Genomic DNA, 20605 nt, shown 5'->3' on the forward strand with positions numbered 1-20605 from the left:
TGCTGTCGGTGATTTGCGGCGATAGGTCGGCGCTTCGCGCCGACCCATTATGGCTATTTTGGAGGAATTGAATATGGAATGCTTTATGGATCACATCGTTTTGAATGTGGAAGATAGCAAAAATATGATGGCCTTTTATTCAAAAATACTCATGTTTGCACCCGAACGCCTGGAGGAATACGACGCGGGGAAGGTACCATTCCCGTCTATACGACTGAACTCGAATACGATCATCGACCTGTTCCCGAAAAAGATGTGGCAGAAAGACGCTCGGGACGAGCAAAGTAGTGAGAACTTGAACCATTTCTGTATTGCTTTGAGTAAGGGGACGTGGCAGGAACTTTTAGAGCGACTTAAGGCCAATAACATTAATATACAAGAAGGACCTGTTCCACGATGGGGTGCGCACGGTACAGGAACATCCATCTATTTCCAAGACCCGGAGGGAAACCTAATCGAAGCACGATATTATGAGGACAAAAATAATGTGGAAAAATGCCTCCTTGGTTCTTAGTCGACAAAAGTTGTTTTCGGACCATTCCACACCGATGATATTCACATAACCATGCTTTTGCAGCGGAGCAAAAAAAACTGCGCCCGCTAAAAAGCGACGTTACGGTTGCCTGCGCCGCTACGCGTCGCGAACAACCGTTCGACTGGCAGAACCTCCTGCATCATCAGATGCCGCACATCTATTATCCAGGAGAACCCGCCGGTCAACTCTCCGATTATACGAGTAATCGAATATGGTAAATCTTGAGCAAATTCTCCGCGACCTTGATCTCTCCGCCATAGCGCCTGGAAGCGATAAGCTCGATGAATGCCGGTTTTTTCTTTCTGCATTGAAGTCGCAAACAGAACGTCAATTCTTCCGTTGGTATTTAAGCGCGTATCTTGGTGCGACTTATAGCTATCTGGAGATCAAGGCGCTTGAGCTCTATTTCTCATCCTGCGATCCAGAAAACGGCGAGTCGGTAAAAGACGAGGCCGGACTGTCAGTGCTTCGGGAGTACGTTCGCGTGTTTCAGGAAAAAAAGCGCCCAGATTTTATTAAGACTTCAGGAAAAGCTGAAACGGCAAAAAAACTATACGAGATCCGGAAACAAAATACGCACCTACGGGCATTACCGATAATGGAAGGTCCTGTGCACGATCAACAACAGCAGTTTCTCATCGGCGAATATCGTGAAAAAGGTATCCCCGCTGTTGAATTTTGCGAAGAAGTTCAAAGCATGCTGGACCAAATCGATGCTGTCCTTGCATCTGTATAACAAATCGCTGCAGTTGACCGTCTAAAGCGCTGCCGCGCTTCGGTCGGCAACTGAGCTTGGGCGTTGAGCCTTTTACGCAGGTTTCATATCATGAGGCATTGACGGTATGTAGCCAGAAGGCTACAGTTTGATTATGCCTGAGATTCGCAAGACCGAAGCCTATGCCAAGTGGCTCGATGGTTTACGCGATATCCAAGCCCGAGCTCGTTTTAGTACGGGTGGAGCGCTTGGCAGCCGGAAATTCGGGGGATGTTAAGCCCGTGGGTGAAGGTGTTTCAGAGTTGCGGATCGATTACGGACCCGGCTATCGGGTGTACTATAAAAAGCAAGGCAAAAAGGTCATTATTTTACTAGCTGGCGGCGACAAACGTTCCCAGGCCAGTGATATCAAGACGGCCTTACGCCTTGCTCGGAACCTGTAGGAACGTACCATGACCAAGACTATGACTACCCCCTACGATGTCGCCGAGCACCTTCGCACGCCCGAGGAAATGGCTGCTTATCTAGAAGCTTGCCTTGAGGAGGCTGATGGGGACGCTGCATTCGTTGCCAAAGCTCTGGGCGATATTGCCCGCGCCAAGGGTATGTCTCAGGTGGCACGTGATGCTGGTCTGTCCCGCGAAAGTCTTTACAAGGCACTTTCTGGCGAACGAAGCCCAGGCTTTGACACAATTCTCAAGGTCATACGAGCCTTAGGCTTAAAATTGCATGCTGAAGCAGTTATCGTATTTGACTCAACGGCCCAACAAAGCGCTCCAGCCGAGGCTCGTGCCTCGCGCGGCTGAGTTTTGACGTTCGCGCCGCTGCGCATCGCTAACAACCGTTCGACTGGCAGAACCCCCTGCATAATCAGACGCCGTGCGCCTATGTATGCAGGAGAACCCGCTCGTCAACTCCCCGATTGAGCTTGTAACCCGAGGCGTATCAGGTTACGATTCGTCCATGATCAAGGGATTCCGACACAAGGGCCTGGAGCGCTTCTTCCGATCCGGCAGCAAAGCCGGTATCCAAGCCAAACACGCTGATCGGCTACGTTTGATACTGGCACGTCTGCACGCGGCGAATGGTTCGGAGGATATGGATCTACCGGGATTAGCGCTGCATCCTTTGAGTGGAGACCGTAAAGGCACCTGGTCGGTCCAGGTCAGCGGAAATTGGCGCGTTACCTTCATGTTTGAAGATGGCGATGCTTATGTTGTCGATTATGAAGACTACCACTGAGGTTGAGGCTATGCGTATGCACAATCCCCCTCATCCCGGCGAAGTTCTGAAGAGCTTGTGTTTGGAACCGCTGGGATTGAGTGTTACAGAGGCAGCGGAAGCACTTGGAGTCAGTCGCAAGACGCTTTCCAGTATTCTAAACGGGCGAGCCGGCATCAGCCCGGAGATGGCCATTCGCCTGTCCATGGCGTTTGGTACGTCCGCAGAGAGCTGGCTGAATCAGCAGTCGATGTTTGATCTTTGGCAAGCCGAGCGACGCGGGCCAAAGCCGCGTGTCAGGCGATTCAAGCCTACTCATCGCGAGCCCAACAATGGGTTGGAGCCGACACACTGAAGTGCGCGGCTCAACCCACCGTTATACCGGATGAGGATACATCAATGGCTATTTATGGAGTGGGAACAAATTGGGACGGAGAAGAGCAGAAAGATCGGTTTTTTTCCGAAGGAAAATTTATCCTCGGCTGGAATCAACGATCGGCCAGGTTCTCGGTCAATACGAGTGAAAGGAATTGGCATAGTAAAGCGCAGCTTGATGTCTTGCATGCTTGCCGGCGAATTAGAGGATAATGCTAGTAATTGGAACTCGCTCTTTGTGCATGTCGAGTGGTTAGTAAAAAAGGAATTCAAGGTCGAAATAGAGCCGGATCACGGCCGCCTCACGAATATTCGGGCTGCTACCGTCTATGAAGAATATTTGCCCCAACTGCAAGAGTGCATCATCACTAGGCTTATAGATGTATAACAAAGCGCCGCAGTTGACCGCCTACGTCGCTGGCGCTCCTCCGGCGGCAACTGAGCTCAGGCGTTATGCCGACAAGAAACATGACAGTGAAGGCAACGAAATACTTCCAGGCAACTCGGGTCAGACCGGATCGAGCGATAATCAAGGACGAATGGATTCAGCATGTAGTCCGGTTCCCTGAAAGAGAGTACATACAGGCAGACGGTCGAATAAGGCGATGGGCTAGAATTGAAGAAATGGAAAACCGATACCTGCGGGTAATCTTATTGTCGGATGGTAAAACCGTACACAACGCATTTTTTGACAGAGGGTACAAGGCATGAAAGTCAGCTATTTCGAAGACACAGACACGCTGTACATCGAGTTCCGCGACAATGACATAGCTGAGTCTAAAGACTTAGATGAGAACACTATTCTCGATGTGGATGCCAACGGTAACGTTTGCGCTATCACGTTCGAGCATGCAAGCCAGCGCACTGATGTAAGCCGTTTGATTGTCGAAGGCATTGCGGCATAACAAGTCCATCCAACCGACGCCAAAAAGCGGCGCGAATCGGGGAGTTGACTGCGCTAAACGGCTGCCCGCGCCGCTTCGCATCGCATCGCTAACAACCGTTCGATTGGCAAAACCTCCTGCATAATCAGATGCCTCACATCTATTACCCAAGAGAACCCACCAGTTAGCTCCCCGATTATGTGCACAAAGCCCGAAGCATTTGGTAGCATGATCCTGACGCCTCTAGGAGGTGAACGGGCGCCCATTAGGCTGTTCTCTGAACAGGCCCCGGGGGATGGGCTCTGCAAGCTCCGTCCAATTGGAAACTTACTTTTACGCGGTTGCGCCCGTGGGAGGCCCGGTCCTAGATCGGGCCTTTTGTCTTTATGCCAATGAGATTCGAAGAGCACCTTGAACGGGTCATCGCCGAGGAGGCAGATAAGCTAATTCAGAGATATCATGCTTATCACAACGCGCTTCACGTTGAACACCGTCGAAACTTGAAACGCATAAAAAATGCGCCGCCGAAGGTCGTCGAAGTTCCTGACTACTGGCAGCAGGATTTAAAGTTCAATCCGTTCTACGTTAAATCTCGGCGTAAGAGCATTGCCAGATCGATAACAAAGAAGCTCTCGAACAGCTCCTATACACCCCGGGATCCACACATCAAAGAGATCCCCAAACATGGCGGCGACGTGCGAAAGGTTGCCGTCTACTAGATCCCAGATGCCGCTGTTTCGAGGATTTTTTACGAGCGCCTGCTTGACAAGAACAAGCACAGATTCAGTTCGTTTTCGTACGCATACCGCAACGACCGAAACGTACACTTCGCCATTCAAGACATTTGGCTTGATGTGTCACGCGATGCCAGAGCATTTATCGCTGAGTTCGATTTCTCGGATTTTTTTGGTTCGATTTCCCATGAGTACCTTCGAGAGCAATTCGACTGCAACGGCTTTTATATCAGCGATGAAGAGCGCGTCGTTATTGACGCATTCTTGCAGTCGCGGGAGGTTGGGATTCCGCAGGGCACCTCAATCTCTCTGTTCTTAGCGAACTTGGTTTGCTGGAGGCTTGATCAGGAGTTTGAGCGGGCCGGCCTCAAATTTGCCAGGTACGCAGATGACACGGTGATATGGAGTCAGAGCTATCAGCGCATCTGCGATGCCTTTACCATCATCAACGATTTCTCAGCAGCAACCGGCATAAAGATCAACCCCAAGAAGTCTGATGGAATAAGCCTTCTTACACGTCCAGGTCTGCCGGCTGAACTTGCGAATACGAAGAGCTCCATCGACTTCCTGGGCTGCTCCATTTCTGTTAATTCAGTCGGCATCAAAAAGGCTTCGGTGCAGAATGTTCAGCAGCAGATTTCATATCTTCTTTATCGGAACCTTTTGCAGCCGTTGAGAGGGAAACAGCTCCGCGGACTTGTTATTCCTGCTAATGGCGAGGACCCAGCCCTCCTAACGGCGATGTTGCAAATTCGTCGTTATCTTTACGGTGGCTTGACCAGCCAACAACTCCGGAACTACATCAGTGGCCGGTCGAAGCGCATACATTTCAAAGGAATCATGAGCTTCTACCCGTTGGTCAATGACGAAGAACAACTTCGATTTCTTGATGGGTGGCTAGTTTCGACAATCTTTAGGTCAGTTCAATTGAGGTCGAAACTCCTCAAAAAGTGGAAGCATGATCAATCGCATCAGTTTCCCTTCAATGTTCCGAGAGATGAGCTCGTTGCACGTTTCAAGGAACAGCGTATTGGGCGAAGTCGTCCGCTCGAAGTGCCGATTTTACCTTGATCCAGAAGGCTCTAGAAGAAGGCCTTAAGGGACGCGGGATCGAGGGCGTAATGAATCCGGAAGCCAATGAATACAACTATTGAAGCGTCCGCACATAACAAACGCACCCGAGTTCAGGCGTTAAGGGTATAGATGAAACTGGAAACACAGGTCACCGGAAATATCGGCCTTTATTACGTGTGCTATCACCTATCCCGACTGGGCTGGAATGTTATGCCAACCTCTCGGAATGCACGCGGAATTGATGTTATAGCCTATGATCGCACAGGAACTGAATTTATTGGCGTCCAAGTGAAAGCACTCACAAAGCGCAATCCTGTCCCTCTCGGCAATAGCCTGGATAAGGTCATGGGAGACTTCTGGGTCATCGTTAACAATATCGGAAAGGAGCCGCAAACTTACGTGCTTCTTCCTGAAGAAGTAAAAAAACTGGTTCATAGGGGGGAGAAGGACGGTCGGGTCAGTTATTGGTTGCAGCCAAAATCTTACTGCGTGGATGAGTATTTTGAGGCTTGGGGCCGCATCGGTCGGGGGCATTAAACCCTTAACAAGTGCATTAAATTCGTTCTGGCCCGATGGGCCTCCGGAGACGCCCTAGTCGGGCGCTGTTTATTCTCATCTATGGAGCCACACCGGGCCATAGCCGTGGCAGATATATTGACAGCCCCCCTGCTTGGCTGATCAACCCATGGTTCAAGCTCGCACTCGTTGTCGTGGGTCTTTTCATTATAGGTGCTTCACTCCACATAGCTAAATTCATCGCCTGCGGATCACCCTGCCCAAGCAGGCTAACCAGTGGCTGCTTTGGTTCCATCCTGCTATTATCGCCAACCTCAAGCGCCGTCTCTTGGGTGTTTGCCATGGCGCTTCCAAAGCCAGTGTACAAACATACCTCAGTGAATTTTGCTACTGTATAAAAATGCAGCGAATATTGATCATTAAATTAGGGGCGCTCGGTGATATTATCATTGCGACCCCCCATATCAAACGAATCGTGGAGGGCTATCCCGAGGACGAGGTTTGGCTGCTCACCGCGCCGGGGTTTGCTGGCCTGTTTGCAGGCTATCCTAATCTACAAGTGAAGTCTTTCCCGAGAAAAGGCATCCAGTCCCTGTTCCCTCCCCTAGGATGGATACGAAGCCAGGGTTTTCAAATGGTGTTCGACTTGCAAGGGAGCGACCGTAGTAAAACCATGGTGGCCCTTTCCGGGGCTGCCCGGCGCTACGGTTTAGGCCCAGGTTTCCCTTATACTCACTGCCCGCCTAACAAGGGAATTGTGGGCAAGGACGCCCATAGTTTCAGCCGCCTGAACCGGCTATTAGAAACGACGGGGTTGCCACCGGCACAGGCGGGTCCTTATCTTGAGGCCAGTGATGAGCAACGCCAAAAAGTAAAGGATTGGCTGGCAGAAAAAAGGCTGCTGGGAAGAGAGATCGCCCTCATCCATGCTGGTTCCAGCGCCCGTTGGGAGAGCAAGCGGTGGGCGGCCGCCCATTTTATTACCCTGGGAACGATTCTGGAGCAGCAGGGGGTCGTGGTCATCTGGGTGGGCGGCTCGGAAGATGCTGAATTAAACCAAACCCTCTCCCAAAATATCGGTATGGATGCAACGGGGGATTTTTCTCTTCTGGAGCTTGTCGCGTTAGCGCGCCATGCCCGTTTTGCGGTGACCACCGACTCAGCGCCTATGCATGCTATCGCTGCTGCCGCTATCCCCGTTTATGCTTTGTTTGGACCCACCGACTGGCGCCGCAGCCATGCCGTTGGTCAGCAGCAGCGCGTTCTTGTGCATCCGGTAGCCTGCAGCCCGTGTTACCTGCCCGAGTGTCCCCCGCGGAATGCTCACCGTTGCCTGGCACAATTGCAGCCGGGGGAAGTGTTGGCACGCCTGCGCCAGGACGGGATGCTGGGATAAGGCTGGATGCCTAGATATTCTCTCCTATTAATGGCCAAGCAGCTGGCTATAGAGATTCAGATAAGCAGTGACGATGGCTTCCCGGGAATGATTACGCTGGAGGGTGGCGAGACCGTTTTTTCCTAACTGGGCTTGCAAAGCCTCGTCCGCGAGAAGGGCGGAAATTGCTTTGCTGAGAGCTTTGGGATCGGCGTTAGGAGTGATCCATCCATTTTCGGTGGGGGTCATGAGTTCCTGGGCGCCTTGGGTGTTAGTGGCGATCACCGGTTTGCCATGGCTCCAGGCTTCGAGGATCACATTGCCCAGGGGCTCATGCCGGGAAGGGCAGATGAAAATATCAGCCAGTTGGTAAAAAACGCTAGGGTTTTGTTGCCAACCGCCCCAATGGACCCGCCCTTCTAGGCGGAGGTTGGCAGCTTTGACCTGGAGTTCCTGTCTGAGGGGACCGTCACCAGCGATGAGCAAATGCACTGGCCGCCCGGCAATAGATCTGGGCAAAAGAGCGAAGGCGGCCAGAAGATCCTCGAACCCTTTAACAGGATGAAGGCGGCCAACCGTAAGGAGCACCCAGGCATCCTCCGGGATGGTCAGCTCCACTTTAAGCTGATGAAGTAAGGTTGGTTTCGTTGGCAGGGGAAGATCGACAAAGTTGCTAATATGGAATACCCGCGCCGCAGGCATTCCCTGTTGCACCAAGTACTGACAGATCCCGCGGGTGTTGCCAACCCAGGCGTGGGCGTGGCGATAACCTTTAAGATTGTAGTAGTCGCCCAGGCGGGCAATATGGATGGGTCCAACTTTACCAGGAATACGAGTCAAGCGCGTGGCCCGGCCCATATAGGTTTGTACAATCTCAGGCTGATAGTCGCGGATAAGTTGTCTAATTCGCCAACGAGCCCAGGGGTCCCAAACATTCCTCATGGGGATTGGTTTTTGGGGAACCTGGGAGTTTAGCGCCTCTCTGAGTGTACTCTGGGGAGGTAAAGCCGCCAGGATAGTTCCGGTAGTTTCGTGCAAGGCATTAACCAACCGGCAATAAAAACGCTCCGCGCCCCCTGATTGTTTGCTTCCGATCACGTGCAGGCAACGGATCATGGCGTTTTCTCTAAAAGTTGAAAAAGGCGGTGAGCAACAGTAGTTGCTGACAGTTGTGCGAGTTGGCCATCAGGCGCTAATGCATAGGCGTTACGATTCCCCCAGGGATGATAACGCTCCGGCCGCCCAGGGCCAAATAAGGTGAGGGTAGGGGTATTCATCGCCGCCGCTAAATGTCCGAGCCCCGAGTCGTTCCCTACAAAAATGCTGGCTTGTTGAAGTACTGCGGCTGCTTGCAGTAAATCGGTGCTTCCACATAGATCAACATAGGGTAGGGGCAAATGGGCGCCGATCGCTTGGCTGCGTTCCCGATCCTGGAGGCCGCCGACGAGAACCACGCCATCAAAGCAGTTTTTGACAGCATTGACTAGTGCGGTGAAGGCAGATGCAGGCCAGATTTTGGGGGGCCAATTCGCCCCTGGCCCTAAAGCGAGCCAGCGGTGTCCCGGCAGTGGGGATAGTTGCGCTTTGGCAAACTGTACCTGTTGAGGCTGTAACCAAACCCGGCAGGGGGGAATGGGCGCAGAGGGAGATAGCAGAGATGCCACTACCGCCATGTGGCGTTCTACAGCATGGGGACCGGCAGGCTTAATTCCTCGTTTGGTCAGGCGCTTTTGTGCTCTTAGTAGATAAGCCAGACCATCGGTGCGTAAATCTACCACCAGACTATAAGGAACGCGGCGTAGCTGATAAATCAGACTGCCCAGCCCTCGCCAGCCAGCTTTTTTATTTTTATGGAAGATACGTCCCCGATAAGGACAGTGGGCAAAGACCAGGCTCGAACGTGGATCTGCCATGAGGTCGATGGTGGCTTCAGGAAAACATTGATGTAAGGCTTCGAGGGCGGGTGTGGTAAGTACCGCATCGCCAATGTTGCTGAGCGTAAAAAACAATATCCGGCGCACGTTTTGATCGAGGTTTGGGCAAACTGCGAATGATACCAGACTAGCCTAAGCAGCCGCTAGCCAAATGAGTGTTGCCATGCGCCCTGTTATCCCCTCCCGCCGATAGGAATAGAAACGGTCCGGATCAGCAACGGTGCAGTATTGGCCGCCATAAATAGATCGGACTCCTCGCTTTGTTAGACTGAGGCGCGCAAGTTGGTAAATGTCCGCTAACCAGTGTCCTGGGCGGTTAGCGTTGAAAGCCAGGGCATGGTCATCATTCTGGTCTAAAAAGGTTTGTTTCACTTCGGGGCCAACTTCAAAAGCTTGGGGACCAATGGCTGGTCCCAGCCAGGCCAGCAAATGTTCTCCAGGAATGTCCAAAGCGTTAATTGTGGCTCCAATAATATCTGCCGCCAGCCCCCGCCAACCTGCATGCACCGCCGCCACCCGGGTTCCCTTCTGGTCGCAGAGCAGCAGTGGGAGACAATCGGCAGTGAGTATGGCGCATACAGGGCCGGGTCCATAGGCAATACTGGCATCGCCTTGTTGCCCCGGACCATAATTCGCAGAGACGATTCTTGCGCCATGGACCTGCTTTAACCAGCTTGGCTCGCAGGGCAAAGAGAGGAACTGGTAAAGGTGAAAGCGGTTTTTTTTAACCGCTTCCGGTGTATCCCCCACGTGTTCAGCAAGATTAAATGAATGATAGGGAGGGAGACTGACTCCACCGCTGCGGGTTGTGGTATAGGCACGGACATTGGCTGGGGCGGGCCAGTGAGGAATGATGGTTAGAGGATGTACCGTATTTTCCATCTATTATTTATATCACTTTGCCTTGAGATAAGCTTTTGGAGGTCGCCGTTCTCGCCTAGAGCCTGTTTATCTTTCCCAGGTAGTTTCAAAGATGCTGAGTTTTGGGTAAATTTTAGGTACTCATTTTTAAGGTTCTCGAAAATAGCAATAAGCTAACCAAGTGTTACTCCTACAATTAATGGTTCCTGCAATTGAGTTAGCCTTTAGATCCCAATATCTTCGTCTAATTCTCGATTTTCAATAGTATGCACCGGCGCTTTATCGCTACATTGGGGGCGACTGGTGAAGATGCGGGTGACATCGATTAGTCCCAGGTGTTCGATGGTGCGCCGACCAAGCAGGACAGGGTAAGTCAGATCACTGCGGTCATTTAAAGTAAATTGCTCCTCGTAAATTTCACCTCCTAGGCAAAGCTTCATTAGCACGGAGGGCCGGCGATCACTTTCACCGTTCGAGCTGGTAATTGTCACGAAACGGTAGACCGGTTCTTCAAATATTTCCTGAACTTTCTCTTTCTGGTCCTTTTGATCTTCGATTTCTACTGTGAAGCGTACCCATTTGGCATTATCCCGTTGAAAATATTCTAAGTTAGTGGCGTGGAGCGAGGAGCTAAGCGCACCGGTATCCATTTTGACCTTGGCGACTACAGGCCAGTTTATAAATTTAGCCAGTTCGAGCCACCCAAATATAGGCGGCTCCTCTTTCTCCTGGGCTGAAGCACTAGCGTTAAGTATCAGAGAAAGGGCAAGCGCAATCGGGGTAAATTGACGCAAGTGACGCAAGAGCATTTATTTCTCCTTAGGTATCCGGGGATTTTAGAATTCAGCAAAGTATATAGCTGGCTCTTTTTTATTCAAGCCTTGGAGCAGTCTATTTAGTGTAGGCGGCTCTATCAAGAACCGCTGAAGCCTGCTGTCCTTTAGGGAGAAAGCAGTTTAGCTTTTATGTTGGGGGTAGCAGGATGCGTGTTGCCAAAGGGAGACATGGCGCCAGATCAATCCTCCTTCTTAGGGCATTGATCCCTAAGGTTTTATCTCTCTGAGGGGGAATTCCTTAAGTTGGCAGGGAGCCTGAAATTCAACTCGGGCTCTCCTTCTTCACTCTGTTCTATTATTTCATCTTGTCGATAGCGTGCGCGGTTCTTTTATGGGATTACACCGACAAGCTTAAGGAAATACTGCTCGAATACTCATCTCCTCCATTTCAAGCCAGTCACGCCTACCAGGTTGGTGATGGAATCGATGCCCCTTAACCTCGCGCACCGGAAATATAGGCAGCCGTTAATTCATGGCTCGGTGTCTCGAATAAATGCTGACACTGGCCAAATTCGATCAGCTTGCCGACTCGCTCGGTCATCCAGAAGAAGCCCGCATAGTTGGCGACACGGCGGGCCTGGGCCAGATTGTGGGTGACAATCACCACTGTATAACGACCGCGTAGGCGCAAAATCAGCTCTTCTACCACCCCGGATGAGATGGGGTCGAGGGCGCTGCACGGCTCGTCCATTAACAGAATTTCAGGTTCCAGTACGAGCGCACGTGCAATGCAAAGTCGTTGTTGCTGGCCACCCGACAGGACCAGGGCAGATATGCCTAGGCGGTCCGACACCTCATCCCAGAGCCCCACATCCTTGAGCGCCTGCTCGATCTTGCGGTAGCGCGTTTGACGATCGCGTACACCGTGTTCTTTCAACGGCAGTTCCAGGTTGCGCCATATGGACAAAGGAAAAGGATTGGGTCGCTGAAAAATCATGCCAATGCGGCGTCTGAGCCTGAGTGTGTCCACCGGATCGCATAACAAGTCTTGGCCGTCAAACAGAATCCGCCCGTTGACACGCGCTCGCTCATGGTGGTCCGTGAGCCGGTTCAGGGTGGAGAGAAAACTGGTCTTGCCGCAGCCGGAAGGACCGATCAAGGCGGTGATGCAGCCCTTGTAAATATCGAGCGATACTTGGGATAATACTGTTATCTCGCCATAACTAACAGCAAGATCCCGTACCCGCAACAAGGCTTTGGGCACGCAACAGGGTGTTCCCTGTTCGATTTCCCCTAAAGTATAGGGAGTTGTTTCTTGTCGGCTCATGATACGACCAACCTCCGTTTGAACCATTTATCTACCAAACTTTGCGCCAGCGTGTTGAGTGTAATAATCAGGATCACCAGCACCAATGCTGAGGCGTAAGCCGCACCATCACCGCCGGTCACATTCATGGATAAATCGTAGATATGCACTGCCAAGGCCCGGCCGGAATCCAGCAGTGATTCCGGCATCCGATCGACATAACCGCTGGTAAATAATAGTGCTGCCGTTTCTGCGGTGGCACGACCAATGCCCAGGATCAAACCCGCCATAATCGCGGGACGGGCCGCCGGCAACAGGATGTACCAAATCGCGGCACTACGGGTCATACCGAGCGCCAGCGCGCCCCGCCGCCAGTCGTCATTGACAGCCCGCAAACCCGATTCACAGGTACGCACGAATACCGGCAGGATCATGCAGGCTAGGGTCAGCCCACCGGATAGCAGAGAGAACCCTAACCCAAGATAGATACTGAAAAATGCATTGCCAAACAAGCCATAGACGATGGAAGGCACCCCGGCCAGGATATCCAGTGTAATACCGGTGCCGTCGGCAAAACGGCTGTTTCTGGGAGCGAGTTCCGACAGCCAGATCGCCACGCCCAGGCCCAACGGTAAGGACACGGCTAGGGCAAGCAGCAGTATCCACAGGGTAGAAACCAGAATTGGACCGATACCACCGGCGCGGCCAGCATCGGCAGGTTCCGCGAACAAGAAAGACCAGGAAAAATGGGTAAGCCCCTCAATCACTACGTCGCCCAACACCCAGACCAATGATGCAACTACCAGTGCGGCGCAGCCAAACATCAACCAGGCAAACAAACGATCAGCCATGATGACCTGCCTCTCTGCGATGGCGGTTCACGCGGTGCGCACCCCAGGAGAGGAACCACACCAGTAAAGTCAGTAATAATCCCGACGTAAACAGGCTGGCGCGGTGATCGTCCATGGCATAGGCCATCTCCAGGGCAATATTGGCGGTGAGCACGCGCACGGGTTCAAACAGACCAGTAGGAATTTGGACGACATTGCCCGCCACCATCAGTACCGCCATGGTTTCACCCAGGGCTCTTGCTGTGGCGAGCAGCGCACCACCGGTGATGCCGGACCGGGCGGCTGGAAGCATAATATGGAGGATCTGTGTTTTGCGGCGCAAGCCCAGCGCCACGCTACCGGCCAGCAGGTCTTTGGGAACACTGGCGAGTGCCGAGGTGCTGGTCAGGGTAATCGTTGGCAGTATCATCAATGACAGCACCAGTAGCGCCGCTAGCAGTGAGGCACCCGGTGGTTGCCATTGGGTAATAAGGGGTACGAGGCGTGTCAATCCCCACAGGCCAAACACCACCGAGGGAATGCCGGCCAGCACGTTGAGCAGCAGGCGAAAGACTCGGGCAATATGAGCGACCGCATAAAACTCCAGAAAAATCGCACTGGCCAGACCAATGGGTAATGCCACCACGATTGCGCCCAGGGTGACTGCCAGCGAAGCCAGGATCATTGGCAACATACCAAACTTGCCTTCAAGGGGATACCAACCTTGACTCTGGAACAGACCGAGCGAAGCTCCATCACGCCAACTACTCATGAGAAACGGCCAGGCCTCGGTGACTAAAAACAGCACAATGAGTGCTAACAGCAGCGCAGCACCGCCGGATAGCAGGGTTAGCACTACGCTTAATCGGTGATCAGCCCGATTGTTGATGCTTTTGATTCCCATGCTCACCACACCATTTCATCACGGTGCGACAAAAAACTGCGCTTCAACGAGGTTTTTCACCTCGGCCGACTGGGCAAAGGCAATGAAATCCTTAACCAGTCCGGAGCGCGTCTTTTTTATCACCAGGTTTAGCGGGCGTGACAGGGGGTAACCGCCTTTTGCCACAGCCTCGACCGTAGCAGGTTGGCCCGCCATGGGCAGTAATTTGATAGGCGTCCCACGATCTTCTTCGTATTCGGCGGTACCGATGGATACATAGCCGATCGCTCCCGGGTTTCCTGATACCGTCTTGATGCCTTGCTGGTTGTCCCCGACTACCACGTGGGCCTTGATCTGGCTGTTCTTTAGCGCAAAGTAGTGCAGGAATAATTCCAGTGTCGAGCGTCCCTCGGCCTTGTTGACCACGGTGATCGGCAGGTCTGGGCCACCGACCTGTTTCCAGTGGGTAATTTTGCCGATGTAGATGTCGATAATCTGAGTATTACTCAGTGTGTTCACGGCATTGCTCTTATGGAGGATGAGGCCAATACCGTCCATGGCGATGAGGAAAGCGGAGAGATCCTGCTCGGTGGGTTTCAATGCCCGCGACACCATGCCGATGTCTGCCAAGCCCATTCGTGCATCGTTAATACCTCGCGATGAACCGCCCATCTGGACATCGATGCGGACACCGGGATGCTTTGATTCAAATCGTTTGGCAATTTCCGAAGCTAATGGGGCTACCGTGCTTGACCCCGTCAAAGTGAGCCGGTTGTCCGCCGCCTGGGAAAGCAACGCGGCGGTCAAAGTGAAGGATAATAAAAGCGTTTTTAACAGTACCCGCATCAGGACAATTTTCTCATGGCATCGCAGATGGACTCACGAGAGTTAGTCACCGACAAGGTGCCGACCAGTGCTTGCACACGCGAGTTGATTGTCTCGAAACAGCGGGCGAAGGCTTCCCGCTCCTGCTGGATATTGTCAGATGAGCCCGCCGGATCGGGAAGTCCCCAGTGAACATGTTCGTAATCACCGGCAAAGGTCGGGCAAACTTCTGAAGCCGCGTTGTCACACACTGTCAGCACCAAATCCAATTGTGGTGCATCGGGTTTTGTGAACTCATCCCAGCTCTTGCTGCGCAAAACCCTGTCCTCGGGCAGGCTCAACCGGCTGATCTGTTCCAGCGCCAAAGGGTTTACCTTGCCTGTTGGGCAACTGCCCGCACTGAACCCCTCAAACAACGGCGCGCCCACCGTATTGAAGATGGCCTCGGCCATAATGGAGCGCGCGGAATTACCGGTGCAGAGTACTAGAACTCGCAGGCGCGATGTGGTTGCAGCGTGTTGGGTCGTGCTATTCATGGATTTTGCTAACAGCATGGGATTGCCTCTGTCGTTCCTGCCACAGTGTCGAATGGCATCACTGAACCACAGCCTTCGAACAGACCAAAATGTCGTTTGAAATCGCCGATAAACTGAAAATGCCCAGCAAATCGTGTCTCGTGCAGCATGCGCCAGGTGTTGCCGCACACTGGAAATACCCGACCTGCCGCAATGGCGTGATGCTTATCCAATACGAATTGGTGTGGGCTGTGGGGAATCGTGCCCTGATAAATAACCGCCTGGCCGTAATCCTCACAGGCGCTTTCCAGCCCATCTAGTTTGAATAAACGGTAAGTTGCCGAGAAAAACTGCAGATTGCCGGTTTGTTGAGCCAGATTCCTGTCAGTCACCTCAAGGGATCGATCCTCGACCAGCCGTGGATCGGCAAAACCCGCGGCATTGGCCAGACGCAGAAAGTCGTTCCAGTACAAGGCGCCACCCAGACATTCACCATACAATACCGAATTGTTGCGCACGGCATCCGGCACACGGCGGTCGGAGTAGACATCCGAGAAATAGAGTTCACCGCCGGGTTTCAGAAGGCGGTGCACGCCATCCAATACCGCCGCTTTATCCGGTGACAGGTTTACCACGCAGTTGGAGACAATGACATCAAAGGAGCCGGGTTCCAGGTCCAGTTCATCGAGTTTTTCAATATACCCTTTGATAAAGCTCACGTTATCAAAACCGAAGGATTCGGTATGCCAACCCTGATGGGATTGAGCCACCGCCAGTTGTTCATCAGTCATATCCACGCCGACAACTTTGCCCTCAGGACCAACCAGCTGTGCCAGGGCATACACATCGCGACCCGACCCACAGCCCAGATCCAGCACTCGGCATCCTTTCAATAAGGGTGGACAAATCAGCCCGCAGCCATAGTAGCGAAATTGAATCTCCGGATGAATCCGCGCCAGTAGAGGCTTCAGCCAATCAGGCATAGCGCTGGCATCGCAGCAAGCAGTGGTTTTGAGATCGGCGGAACTTTGCAGCTGCTTACCGTAATAATCTTGAACGACGTCGTGCATGATAAAAAACTCCAATCAGGATGACTTGACTTTTGGAACCCGTTTAGATTTGCCTATTGCAGATACGCTTTGCCTCCAGGCGAATTGCCGAATCCGCTTAAAATCCAGATGATCTCCCTCGTCCTTCCCCTAATAGGCTGCCTGAATAATGCCATTTCTATCTACCAGAAAATTCGCTGGCATGGTGTTCATGTATCCACCAGTAGTGATGGGCAAATACCCCTTGCCAAACACAGCATAGAGCAGTGACGGCAAGCGAGGCAACATACCTTTTAGCAGGCCACATCAGGAGTGACGAATGGCATAGCATCCGTGAATAATCCCCCCTTCATCAGCCAAAATCGGAAAATGAGCATCATGACGCTGAGCGTAGCGCTGTAATTCAGCTCAGCTAATGGCTGTGAAACGTGGCGCCCAGTTTTCAGGCAAATACTGCAAATCCTGTGGTTCGTCGATGTCATGCAAAGGTGCCAGTTGCTTGAACGTCCAACATTCCGCCAGCATTCGCTGCCGCGTCAGCCGTGCGACGGCGGTGGAACTCCAGGGCATGTCGCTGAATACCTCGGGAAGGTGCCGATTCAAGCCCAGCAGGGCATAACCACCATCACTTACTGGTACCATACAGGCATCGTGGCGCTCCAGCGCTTGCGCTGCTTCACGCAGCTTTTTTGCATTCAGGCTGGGGCAATCAGTGCCGATCAAAATAATTGCTTGCCCGTTATTGGTAATTCGGCGTGTCGCCCTAGCCAGGCGTTCGCCTAAATCTCCTTCGCCCTGTTCGGACCATTCGAGTGAAACGGGTAGCGTTAATTCCTTCCAGATCGAATGCAGACGAGTCGGTGACACGCACAGCTCTACTGGTCCGGTATCTGCCAATACCGCCTGTTTGACCGCATGTTCCAGCAGCTTAACGGCAAGGTGTGCTGAGCCTTCTGCTCCAAGGGCAGGAATCAACCGAGTCTTGGCTAGTCCGGGTAAAGGTGCCTTGGCAAAAATGACTATGCGAATAGCTCTTTGGGGCATTGTATTCATGGTTTCATTGTTTCACCGATTGCTCATAGCGTTTGACTAGCTGTTCAGGCGGCACACCTCGCCAATAGGCCCAGCGTAGCCGCCACATCAGCCCGATCGTGCGCCAGATTCCTCGTTGTAGCCACCGACGCCCGGATGTAACGACTTTTGCTGAAAGACAGGCAGGGCGTTCAATGCACAGCAATCGCTTGGATAGTTCAATGTCTTCCATGAGAGGTTGCTCTGGATAACCCTGTATGTGTTCGAACAAGGTTCTTTCCACAAAAATAGCTTGATCACCGGTTGCTATGCCCGTTAACCGGGAACGCCCATTCATAAAAAAGGCCACCATGTTGAGCATCGCCGTATCGCCACTGATGTGGACATCAAAGCGTCCCCAGCGGCGCTTGTAAATAGCTCGGGAAATGCGCTCCAACCCATCTTTGGGTAAGCGAGTATCCGCATGCAAAAATACCAGAACCGAGCCGTTGGCCTGTGTCGCACCGGCATTCATTTGCACGGCGCGCCCACGGGCGGAGCGAATAACTTTGAAACCAATGCTTTCAGCCACTTTGGCGGAGCCATCCTGGCTGCCACCATCGACCAGTAGCACTTCGCAACCCTGTCGCTGCCAGTACTGTAAATGCGCCAGCAGATCCGGCAGCAACTCAATTTCATTCAACATCGGCACGATGATGCTGAACGCCGATCGTGAGTGCCACCGCCCCTGGTCAGCGCTTTTGGTTGAGTTGCCAGTCATAATCAAGAAACTCAATGTCCACTCCGGCTTCGGTCGCTCAGAAACAAGTTGCTCTGTTCATCAAGCTGCTCACGATCCCGGGCCCTCCCTTTTGATAGTCTACGACCGTGGCAGCCCCACCGTTGACCGGTGATACATGCGCCATGAGCAAGTTATTCCAGGTGTTGTGATTGAAACTCTCAGCCCAGGCGGTCTGAAGCGTCAGAATGCTTAGTAGCAGGCCCATCAGCAGGTGATGTTTTTGCATTACCTCTTCTCCATTGGTGATATTTCTCAAGCCAGATAAGAACCCGCTCTGGCGCATGAGCACGTTTCCACTCGCCGGCGGCATATTTGTTGGCTTCCGCCCAGGTGGGATAGGCGTGGATGGTGCCGAGAATTTTGCTCAGACCAAGCCCATGCTTCATCGCTAGCACGAATTCCGCCATCAGGTCGCCACCATGCTTACCGACGATGGTGACACCGAGGATACGGTCCTTGCCGGGTTCGGTGAGTACCTTGACGAATCCATGAGCGGCTCCGTCGGTGATAGCCCGATCCAGATCCTCCAGTCCGTAGCGGGTTACCTCAAAAGCAATGCCTTTTTTCTTGGCCTCCTGTTCGTTAAGGCCTACCTGAGCCACTTCAGGATCAATAAAGGTCGTCCAAGGTATGATGCGATAATCAACCTTGAACCTTTTGAATTGGCTGAACAGGGCGTTGACGGCGGCATACCAGGCTTGGTGAGCGGCAGTATGGGTGAACTGGTAGGGGCCTGCTACATCGCCGGCGGCGTAAATATTCGGATACAGCGTCTCCAGATAGTCGTTGGTCACGATGGTGCGGTTAGTTTCGATGCCTAGCTCTTCAAGGCCATACCCCTGCAATCTGGCCACACGGCCCACCGCGCAGAGGAGGGTATCGAATTCAATGATCTTTTCTACGCCTTCGTATTCCATAATCAGGCGTTTTGTACCACCTTGCTTTTCACAGCGGAGTGCTTTGTGGTTGGTAAGCACGGCGACACCATCACCTTGCAGCGATGCCTTGGCGAATTCAGAGACCTCCTCATCCTCACGGATCAGGATACGCGGGGCCATTTCCACCTGAGTTACTTGAGAGCCCAGGCGGGTAAAACTCTGTGCCAGTTCGCATCCAATCGGACCACCACCCAACACAACAAGGCGCTTTGGCGCTTCATCCAGTTTGGCAAACTCATCCCATAGGGTATCGCTGGTGACATAGCCCACCTCTTTAATACCGGGTAGAGGGGGAATAAAGGGGCGTGCGCCGGTGGCTAGGACGATGGAACGACTGGTTAATTGTTGCACGGAACCATCATTGCGCTTGATTTCCACAGTCCAGGGATCGACCAACCTGGCATAACCCTGAATGATCTCCACCCCCAACCCTTCGTACCGCTCGATACTGTCGTGGGGCTCAACCTGACGAATCACCTCATGGACGCGGGCCATTACTTTGCGGAAGGAAAAATGGGGGGAGGTGGCTTCCAATCCGTAGTGGTCGGCCTGGCGCATCTGGTGTGCCAGCTTGGCGCTTTTGATCAGTGCCTTACTGGGAACACAGCCATAATTCAAACAGTCACCGCCCATTTTGTGGGCTTCGATCAGTGTGACTTTAGCCTTCACCGCCGCTGCGATATAGGCGGTGACCAGGCCGCCAGCACCGGCGCCAATTACGATCAGATTACGATCAAAGTGACTGGGTTTTTGATAGCCTGCATACACACGGCGTGCCTTAATGACCGCCAGTAGTTTTTTGGCCAGCAGGGGAAAAACACCCAATAATGCAAACGACAGTAGCAGGGACGGCGACAAGATGCCTGATAGGCTGTCCAGTTGGGCTAACTGCGTGCCAGCATTCACGTAGACCAGCGTGCCAGCCAACATGCCGACCTGACTGACCCAAAAGAAAGTAAGCGCCCGAATGGGAGTGAGCCCCATCAAGAGATTGATGAGAAAAAACGGAAATACCGGAACCAGGCGCAGGGTGAACAGGTAGAAAGCACCATCCTTTTTGATGCCTTCATTAATGGGTTTCAGGCGATCACCAAAACGTTTTTGGACGGTGTCATGGAGCAGATACCGGGATATCAAAAAGGCGAGAGTAGCACCGACCGTGCTGGCAAAGGACACAATGATCGTTCCCCACAGCAGTCCAAACAAGGCCCCAGCAGCCAATGTCATCACTGCGGCGCCTGGCAGGGAGAGCGCGGTCACCAGCACATACAGCAGTAAAAAGGCCCCGCCAATCACCATGGGTTGGTCCGTACGCCATGCTTCGAATTGTGCCAGTCCCTGCTTTAGGCCTTCCAGTGTCAGTAGGCGGTCGAGATCGAAAAAGAAAAAGCCAACGACCAGCGCTGTTATGACCATCAATAAGTATGCTTTCTTCATTATGGGTAT

The 20605-nt window shown here is 52.7% G+C and carries 26 protein-coding genes; 13 read left to right on the plus strand and 13 right to left on the minus strand.

The window, feature by feature from the left end; all coding sequences use genetic code 11:
• The first annotated feature begins 49 nt into the window (after positions 1-49).
• From NOC_RS03120 to NOC_RS03180, 13 genes are all read left to right on the plus strand, one after another.
• Positions 50-514: a VOC family protein gene (locus NOC_RS03120; protein ID WP_002812772.1), complete on the plus strand. Its 465-nt coding sequence runs from the start codon at positions 50-52 to the stop codon at positions 512-514.
• Between the two features lie 232 nt (positions 515-746).
• Positions 747-1271, plus strand: coding sequence for a hypothetical protein (locus tag NOC_RS03125; RefSeq protein WP_002812949.1), 525 nt, complete (start codon positions 747-749; stop codon positions 1269-1271).
• Between the two features lie 176 nt (positions 1272-1447).
• Entirely contained in the window at positions 1448-1693 is a 246-nt protein-coding gene (locus NOC_RS03130) for a type II toxin-antitoxin system RelE/ParE family toxin (RefSeq protein WP_425311383.1), read from the plus strand.
• A gap of 9 nt (positions 1694-1702) precedes the next feature.
• Entirely contained in the window at positions 1703-2056 is a 354-nt protein-coding gene (locus NOC_RS03135; RefSeq protein ID WP_011330393.1) for an addiction module antidote protein, read from the plus strand.
• A gap of 157 nt (positions 2057-2213) precedes the next feature.
• Positions 2214-2492 carry a type II toxin-antitoxin system RelE/ParE family toxin gene (locus tag NOC_RS03140; RefSeq protein WP_011330394.1) on the plus strand — a complete coding sequence of 93 codons (279 nt, stop codon included), beginning with the start codon at positions 2214-2216 and terminating at the stop codon, positions 2490-2492.
• Positions 2493-2502: 10 nt separating this feature from the next.
• A complete protein-coding gene (locus tag NOC_RS03145) occupies positions 2503-2826 on the plus strand; it encodes a HigA family addiction module antitoxin (RefSeq protein ID WP_011330395.1) in 324 nt (107 codons plus the stop codon).
• A gap of 198 nt (positions 2827-3024) precedes the next feature.
• Positions 3025-3234 carry a hypothetical protein gene (locus tag NOC_RS17265; RefSeq protein WP_147094496.1) on the plus strand — a complete coding sequence of 70 codons (210 nt, stop codon included), beginning with the start codon at positions 3025-3027 and terminating at the stop codon, positions 3232-3234.
• Positions 3235-3247: 13 nt separating this feature from the next.
• Positions 3248-3415, plus strand: coding sequence for a hypothetical protein (locus NOC_RS17805; RefSeq protein WP_155814706.1), 168 nt, complete (start codon positions 3248-3250; stop codon positions 3413-3415).
• A gap of 138 nt (positions 3416-3553) precedes the next feature.
• Positions 3554-3751, plus strand: coding sequence for a DUF2283 domain-containing protein (locus NOC_RS03160; protein ID WP_002813406.1), 198 nt, complete (start codon positions 3554-3556; stop codon positions 3749-3751).
• A gap of 371 nt (positions 3752-4122) precedes the next feature.
• Positions 4123-4449, plus strand: a complete 327-nt coding sequence (locus NOC_RS17810; protein WP_211138766.1) for a hypothetical protein — start codon at positions 4123-4125, stop codon at positions 4447-4449.
• Positions 4450-4473: 24 nt separating this feature from the next.
• Positions 4474-5535 (plus strand): reverse transcriptase domain-containing protein, encoded by a 1062-nt coding sequence (locus NOC_RS03165; RefSeq protein ID WP_261771851.1) that lies wholly within the window; start codon positions 4474-4476, stop codon positions 5533-5535.
• Positions 5536-5667: 132 nt separating this feature from the next.
• Complete coding sequence (locus NOC_RS03170; RefSeq protein WP_002813009.1) at positions 5668-6075, plus strand: hypothetical protein; 408 nt, start codon at positions 5668-5670, stop codon at positions 6073-6075.
• A 379-nt stretch (positions 6076-6454) separates the two neighbouring features.
• Positions 6455-7450: a glycosyltransferase family 9 protein gene (locus tag NOC_RS03180; protein ID WP_002812757.1), complete on the plus strand. Its 996-nt coding sequence runs from the start codon at positions 6455-6457 to the stop codon at positions 7448-7450.
• Between the two features lie 27 nt (positions 7451-7477).
• On the opposite strand, the gene NOC_RS03185 is transcribed toward NOC_RS03180, so the two are convergent.
• The 13 genes from NOC_RS03185 to NOC_RS03245 all read right to left on the minus strand — a co-directional run bounded on the left by NOC_RS03185 (position 7478) and on the right by NOC_RS03245 (position 20596).
• Complete coding sequence (locus NOC_RS03185) at positions 7478-8545, minus strand: glycosyltransferase (RefSeq protein ID WP_002813639.1); 1068 nt, start codon at positions 8543-8545, stop codon at positions 7478-7480.
• Entirely contained in the window at positions 8542-9450 is a 909-nt protein-coding gene (locus tag NOC_RS03190; RefSeq protein ID WP_002814310.1) for a glycosyltransferase family 9 protein, read from the minus strand. The genes NOC_RS03185 and NOC_RS03190 overlap by 4 nt, the downstream gene beginning before the upstream one ends.
• Before the next feature lie 45 nt (positions 9451-9495).
• Positions 9496-10245, minus strand: coding sequence for a peptidoglycan editing factor PgeF (pgeF, locus tag NOC_RS03195; RefSeq protein WP_002812570.1), 750 nt, complete (start codon positions 10243-10245; stop codon positions 9496-9498).
• A gap of 203 nt (positions 10246-10448) precedes the next feature.
• Complete coding sequence (locus tag NOC_RS03200; RefSeq protein WP_002812517.1) at positions 10449-11033, minus strand: ATP-dependent zinc protease family protein; 585 nt, start codon at positions 11031-11033, stop codon at positions 10449-10451.
• Between the two features lie 460 nt (positions 11034-11493).
• A complete protein-coding gene (locus NOC_RS03205; protein ID WP_011330397.1) occupies positions 11494-12327 on the minus strand; it encodes a phosphate ABC transporter ATP-binding protein in 834 nt (277 codons plus the stop codon).
• Positions 12324-13157, minus strand: a complete 834-nt coding sequence (pstA, locus tag NOC_RS03210; protein WP_002814193.1) for a phosphate ABC transporter permease PstA — start codon at positions 13155-13157, stop codon at positions 12324-12326. The genes NOC_RS03205 and pstA overlap by 4 nt, the downstream gene beginning before the upstream one ends.
• Positions 13150-14040, minus strand: coding sequence for a phosphate ABC transporter permease subunit PstC (gene pstC / locus NOC_RS03215; protein WP_002812327.1), 891 nt, complete (start codon positions 14038-14040; stop codon positions 13150-13152). The genes pstA and pstC overlap by 8 nt, the downstream gene beginning before the upstream one ends.
• An 18-nt stretch (positions 14041-14058) precedes the next feature.
• Positions 14059-14865: a phosphate ABC transporter substrate-binding protein gene (locus NOC_RS03220; RefSeq protein WP_002813763.1), complete on the minus strand. Its 807-nt coding sequence runs from the start codon at positions 14863-14865 to the stop codon at positions 14059-14061.
• On the minus strand, positions 14865-15398 hold the full coding sequence (locus tag NOC_RS03225; RefSeq protein ID WP_011330398.1) for an arsenate reductase ArsC: 534 nt from the start codon (positions 15396-15398) through the stop codon (positions 14865-14867). The genes NOC_RS03220 and NOC_RS03225 overlap by 1 nt, the downstream gene beginning before the upstream one ends.
• Positions 15389-16429 carry a methyltransferase domain-containing protein gene (locus NOC_RS03230; RefSeq protein ID WP_002813234.1) on the minus strand — a complete coding sequence of 347 codons (1041 nt, stop codon included), beginning with the start codon at positions 16427-16429 and terminating at the stop codon, positions 15389-15391. The genes NOC_RS03225 and NOC_RS03230 overlap by 10 nt, the downstream gene beginning before the upstream one ends.
• A 387-nt stretch (positions 16430-16816) precedes the next feature.
• Positions 16817-17461, minus strand: coding sequence for a TIGR04282 family arsenosugar biosynthesis glycosyltransferase (locus NOC_RS03235; protein ID WP_011330399.1), 645 nt, complete (start codon positions 17459-17461; stop codon positions 16817-16819).
• Positions 17462-17465: 4 nt separating this feature from the next.
• On the minus strand, positions 17466-18200 hold the full coding sequence (locus NOC_RS03240) for a TIGR04283 family arsenosugar biosynthesis glycosyltransferase (RefSeq protein ID WP_011330400.1): 735 nt from the start codon (positions 18198-18200) through the stop codon (positions 17466-17468).
• Positions 18201-18379: 179 nt separating this feature from the next.
• Positions 18380-20596: an FAD-dependent oxidoreductase gene (locus tag NOC_RS03245; protein ID WP_002812131.1), complete on the minus strand. Its 2217-nt coding sequence runs from the start codon at positions 20594-20596 to the stop codon at positions 18380-18382.
• Positions 20597-20605 lie beyond the last annotated feature (9 nt).

Origin of the sequence: Nitrosococcus oceani ATCC 19707 (assembly GCF_000012805.1) — a bacterium.
Taxonomy (GTDB): domain Bacteria; phylum Pseudomonadota; class Gammaproteobacteria; order Nitrosococcales; family Nitrosococcaceae; genus Nitrosococcus; species Nitrosococcus oceani.

Excerpts from the sequence above, each read along its gene's own strand:
- NOC_RS03120 (WP_002812772.1), top strand. The coding sequence starts at position 50 with ATGGCTATTTTGGAGGAATTGAATATGGAATGCTTTATGGATCACATC.
- NOC_RS03125 (WP_002812949.1), top strand. The coding sequence starts at position 747 with ATGGTAAATCTTGAGCAAATTCTCCGCGACCTTGATCTCTCCGCCATA.
- NOC_RS03130 (WP_425311383.1), top strand. The coding sequence starts at position 1,448 with ATGGTTTACGCGATATCCAAGCCCGAGCTCGTTTTAGTACGGGTGGAG.
- NOC_RS03135 (WP_011330393.1), top strand. The coding sequence starts at position 1,703 with ATGACCAAGACTATGACTACCCCCTACGATGTCGCCGAGCACCTTCGC.
- NOC_RS03140 (WP_011330394.1), top strand. The coding sequence starts at position 2,214 with ATGATCAAGGGATTCCGACACAAGGGCCTGGAGCGCTTCTTCCGATCC.
- NOC_RS03145 (WP_011330395.1), top strand. The coding sequence starts at position 2,503 with ATGCGTATGCACAATCCCCCTCATCCCGGCGAAGTTCTGAAGAGCTTG.
- NOC_RS17265 (WP_147094496.1), top strand. The coding sequence starts at position 3,025 with ATGTCTTGCATGCTTGCCGGCGAATTAGAGGATAATGCTAGTAATTGG.
- NOC_RS03160 (WP_002813406.1), top strand. The coding sequence starts at position 3,554 with ATGAAAGTCAGCTATTTCGAAGACACAGACACGCTGTACATCGAGTTC.
- NOC_RS17810 (WP_211138766.1), top strand. The coding sequence starts at position 4,123 with ATGAGATTCGAAGAGCACCTTGAACGGGTCATCGCCGAGGAGGCAGAT.
- NOC_RS03170 (WP_002813009.1), top strand. The coding sequence starts at position 5,668 with ATGAAACTGGAAACACAGGTCACCGGAAATATCGGCCTTTATTACGTG.
- NOC_RS03180 (WP_002812757.1), top strand. The coding sequence starts at position 6,455 with ATGCAGCGAATATTGATCATTAAATTAGGGGCGCTCGGTGATATTATC.
- NOC_RS03185 (WP_002813639.1), bottom strand. The coding sequence starts at position 8,545 with ATGATCCGTTGCCTGCACGTGATCGGAAGCAAACAATCAGGGGGCGCG.
- pgeF (WP_002812570.1), bottom strand. The coding sequence starts at position 10,245 with ATGGAAAATACGGTACATCCTCTAACCATCATTCCTCACTGGCCCGCC.
- NOC_RS03200 (WP_002812517.1), bottom strand. The coding sequence starts at position 11,033 with ATGCTCTTGCGTCACTTGCGTCAATTTACCCCGATTGCGCTTGCCCTT.
- NOC_RS03205 (WP_011330397.1), bottom strand. The coding sequence starts at position 12,327 with ATGAGCCGACAAGAAACAACTCCCTATACTTTAGGGGAAATCGAACAG.
- pstA (WP_002814193.1), bottom strand. The coding sequence starts at position 13,157 with ATGGCTGATCGTTTGTTTGCCTGGTTGATGTTTGGCTGCGCCGCACTG.
- pstC (WP_002812327.1), bottom strand. The coding sequence starts at position 14,040 with ATGGGAATCAAAAGCATCAACAATCGGGCTGATCACCGATTAAGCGTA.
- NOC_RS03220 (WP_002813763.1), bottom strand. The coding sequence starts at position 14,865 with ATGCGGGTACTGTTAAAAACGCTTTTATTATCCTTCACTTTGACCGCC.
- NOC_RS03225 (WP_011330398.1), bottom strand. The coding sequence starts at position 15,398 with ATGCTGTTAGCAAAATCCATGAATAGCACGACCCAACACGCTGCAACC.
- NOC_RS03230 (WP_002813234.1), bottom strand. The coding sequence starts at position 16,429 with ATGCACGACGTCGTTCAAGATTATTACGGTAAGCAGCTGCAAAGTTCC.
- NOC_RS03235 (WP_011330399.1), bottom strand. The coding sequence starts at position 17,461 with ATGAATACAATGCCCCAAAGAGCTATTCGCATAGTCATTTTTGCCAAG.
- NOC_RS03240 (WP_011330400.1), bottom strand. The coding sequence starts at position 18,200 with ATGACTGGCAACTCAACCAAAAGCGCTGACCAGGGGCGGTGGCACTCA.
- NOC_RS03245 (WP_002812131.1), bottom strand. The coding sequence starts at position 20,596 with ATGAAGAAAGCATACTTATTGATGGTCATAACAGCGCTGGTCGTTGGC.